The organism is Corynebacterium sp. KPL4015 (assembly GCF_040225725.1).
Lineage (GTDB): Bacteria > Actinomycetota > Actinomycetes > Mycobacteriales > Mycobacteriaceae > Corynebacterium > Corynebacterium rhinophilum.
Map to the genome: position 1 here is coordinate 1 of NZ_JBEHGF010000059.1, position 1,142 is coordinate 1,142.

General features: G+C 52.4%; 1 protein-coding gene. It reads left to right on the forward strand.

Annotated features, from left to right (window positions below):
* The first annotated feature begins 329 nt into the window (after positions 1-329).
* Positions 330-1,079, forward strand: coding sequence for a hypothetical protein (locus ABRP64_RS11615; protein WP_349866535.1), 750 nt, complete (start codon positions 330-332; stop codon positions 1,077-1,079).
* Positions 1,080-1,142 lie beyond the last annotated feature (63 nt).

A 1,142-nucleotide genomic window follows, 5' to 3' on the forward strand; every position in this document is an offset into this window, starting at 1 on the left:
CTAAGCCTGTACACGCTGATGGTACTGCAACCGGGAGGTTGTGGGAGAGTAAGTCACCGCCGACACCAAACAACAAAAACAACAAAATAGTGTCACTGGTAGTCCCCGAGAGACCACCATCCTGCATGACATGTGGGTGGTTGGTGTTTCGGGGATTTTCCGCCGTTTTACCCCCGCTGATATTTGCGACGTGTACTCTGCCGAACAGGGGTTATGTGTGTCGGGTGTGTGGGTTTTACCCCTGGTGTCTGATGTGGTGGGTAGTCTGATGCCTAGTTAGACGAAAACACATTCGACCATTCATGTGGAGTAATCGGGGTACTAACACGATGACAAGTAGCACACCACCACCCACCACAACAGGTGATACCCGTCCAGCCGGCGAGTCACTAGACTACAACACCGCTACTGATGGTGAGGCAGATATACCGGTAGTCTTTTATGCCACCAACACACCACATAACCCTATTGCTGCAGCTGGAGTACAGGCTAGGAAGAACTCCTGGTTGTTCTACCAATCACTACTTCCAGACTTAGATGATGACGTGGATCTGACACTGACCAGCTTGGCTAAAGACCTAGGCCTAACCTATAGCACTTTATCTGGCATTATTAGGGCGCATTTCCGCATGCAGGAACTACCCCTGGTTGCAGCGACGAATTCTGAGCAGTGGATCCTGGATACACCACGCCTTAGGGTTATCGACCGGGAAATAGAACGTGTAGGCGACAACCACGAACACATAGGCCTAGTCGATGCCGCCCTGGCAGATTTTCTCACCCCGACAGCACCCAGCCAGCATGTGCCCACTGTGGCGGAAATTCGCCGGTTTATCCGCGACTTCATCGACACCCATCAGCTAGCAGTCGACGATACTGACGAGGTCGAACCCACCCTCAACGTAGCTGTGCATAATAACCGGGCCACGATTAGTTTGACGTGTGATAAAGCTACTGCTGCCATCATCGCCCGCCATATCGACACCAAAGCAGACAACAACAGGTGCGGTGCCGGTGAAGCTTTAATTCAACTCATCCTGGACAACACGGGACCTGACCCCCATGTGGTGGACACCTGATATCCAGCCCAGTCGAGCTGGGAAGAAAGGTAATCTACCACCATGTCCAGGTACTCCGAACAG

Excerpts from the sequence above, each read along its gene's own strand:
- ABRP64_RS11615 (WP_349866535.1), top strand. The coding sequence starts at position 330 with ATGACAAGTAGCACACCACCACCCACCACAACAGGTGATACCCGTCCA.